Source organism: Microcystis sp. M49636_WE2 (assembly GCF_030065375.1).
GTDB classification, from domain to species: Bacteria; Cyanobacteriota; Cyanobacteriia; order Cyanobacteriales; family Microcystaceae; genus Microcystis; species Microcystis aeruginosa_C.
The window spans coordinates 1-2,266 of record NZ_JASJFG010000337.1; the positions used below are offsets into that span (position 1 = coordinate 1).

The 2,266-nt window shown below is 38.9% G+C and carries 3 protein-coding genes; all 3 read left to right on the forward strand.

Annotated elements, in window-relative coordinates:
• Nucleotides 1-792 (forward strand): sensor histidine kinase (locus tag PX484_RS08055; RefSeq protein ID WP_288103400.1); only part of this gene is annotated, 792 nt, incomplete at its 5' end.
• A 92-nt stretch (nucleotides 793-884) separates the two neighbouring features.
• The gene (locus PX484_RS08060; protein ID WP_287766240.1) at nucleotides 885-1,982 is read left to right on the forward strand and encodes a saccharopine dehydrogenase family protein; all 1,098 of its coding nucleotides are present in this window, start codon (nucleotides 885-887) and stop codon (nucleotides 1,980-1,982) included.
• 3 nt (nucleotides 1,983-1,985) lie between these two features.
• The coding region (locus PX484_RS08065) for a DUF8459 domain-containing protein (RefSeq protein ID WP_502882706.1) at nucleotides 1,986-2,266 on the forward strand (281 nt) is incomplete at its 3' end.

The following is a 2,266-nucleotide window of genomic DNA, read 5'->3' on the forward strand; positions in this document are numbered from 1 at the left end:
CGCCAATTACTGCAAAATTTACCCAACCAGCCTAATTTAGACCTGAAAAAAACGAAATCGCCTATCAATGCCGAAATCACTCCGCCAAAGGAAGATAATTCTAATTTAGAATCGGGTTGTGATTTGGAATTATTGCGAGCTTTAACCCACGAAATTCGCACCCCTTTAACCACCATTCGCACCATTACCCGATTATTATTAAAACGGGCAAAAGTAACGGAAGATGTGCATAAATATTTAGAAACAATCGATTTAGAATGTAGTGAACAAATTCAGCGCATGGAATTAATTTTCCGAGCCGCAGAATTGGGTATTAATCCTCTGGTAGATAAACCAATTCAATTAATTCCAATTGCTCTAGAAAAAGTCTTTCAAGATAGTATTCCTCGGTGGCAAAAACAGGCTAAACGGCGCAATGTCAATTTAGAAGTTAATGTACCGAAAAAATTGCCTTCGGTAATTACTGACCCGAATTTATTGGATCAAATGTTAAATGGAGTCGTGGAAAAATGTACTCGCAGTATGGCTAGTGGTGGCCTGTTGCAAGTACATATATCAACGGCAGGAAATCAATTAAAAATGCAGTTCCAAACTCAGGTAAAATCGACTAATCTTACCCTCAAAGCTTTGGGAAAAGTCTTAATGTTTCAACCAGAAACGGGCAGCTTAAGTCTGAATATGAAGGTAACTAAAAACCTTTTTCAAGCTTTGGGAGGTAAATTTATTGTGCGTGAAAAACCCGAAGAAGGTGAGATTTTAACCATTTTCTTGCCCCTCGGACGCATTAAATAAGTTGGGATTATTCTGAATTTTTCATCTTGTAAAATAGGCAAAATTGCCAAGAGGATGCTATACTAGAGCAACAAATAATATTGATAGTTGCTATGGAAAAAACTGTTTTAATTTTAGGTGGCACCGGTCGCATTGGTCAAAGTGTCGCCCTAGATATTATTAATCATACTGCAGCTAAAATTATTATCACAGGACGCAAGGAAAAATCCATTAAATTACTGCCAAGAATGCAGTTTTTGGCTTTAGATTTAGAAGAAATAGACAAGCTTAGACAGGCAATTAAAAATAGTGATTTAGTTATTCATTGTGCCGGTCCCTTTCATTATCGCGATGGCAGGGTAGTAAAAATTTGCATCGAAGAAAAAGTCAATTATATTGATGTTAGTGATCATCGTTCTTTTTATCAAAAGTTAATCCCCTATCGAGAATTAGCGATAAAAGCGGGAATAACTGCCGTGGTTAATACGGGAATTTTCCCGGGTATTTCTAATAGTATAGTGCGGGAGGGAGTGGAACAGTTAGATAGGGTAGAAACGATCCGTTTAAATTATGCCGTAGCTGGTTCAGGAGGTGCGGGATTAACTGTGATGCGGACAACTTTTCTCGGTTTAAAAAAGCCTTTTTTAGCTTGGATTGAGGGACAATGGCAAGAGATTAAACCCTATACTGCTAGAGAAGTAATTGACTTTCCCGCTCCTTTGGGTAAAACTGGTGTTTATTGGTTTGATATGCCAGAAACCTATACTTTTGCTGAATCTTTTCAAGCGCAAAATGTGATCACAAAATTTGGCTCTATTCCCGATTTTTATAATCATTTAACTTGGATTACTGCCCATGTTTTTCCTGATGCTTGGGTAGAAAGTTCTCGGGGAATTGAGTTTTTTTCCCAAGTTAGTTATCGCATGACAGAAGTAACCGATAAATTTTCGGGAATTGGGGTAGCAATGTTAGCAAAAGTGGCCGGATGGCAAGGGCAGCAAAAAGCAGTTTATCAAGCAACTATGCTTCACGAGAATACTGCTCAAGCAGCCGGCTGGGGAACTGGCAGCGTGGCAGAATTAATCTTAGCGGCAAAACTCCAAAAAGCCGGGATTTATCCAGTGGAACAGGTGTTATCCACAGAACTATTCCATGCTACGATGAAAAAAAGAGGTATTAAACTCGATCGCTCCTGTGCAATTGTGGCTTAGAAGATGAAAAAAATCTGGCGTTACCTAGGGCTGTTTTGTTTAGTTTTGTTACTGACTTTATCCCCTATCTTCATGATAGCGGCCCAGAATAATCCTGCTAAACAAGGACAGGAAACACCCCTGGAAACTTTGGGAGAAGTTTTTCCCGTCATGCTTGATAATCAAGAACTTTTTACGATTCGGCAGGGAATAGGTTCTTTTTCAGCGCAAGAAAGAGCGAAATCGATTACAGACAGAATTGAAAAAATTGCCGATGACGATGCTCTTTCTCCTGAAGATTTAAC

Bases quoted from the DNA above. Each gene is read 5' to 3' on its own strand.
- PX484_RS08060 (WP_287766240.1), top strand. From the start codon at position 885: ATGGAAAAAACTGTTTTAATTTTAGGTGGCACCGGTCGCATTGGTCAA.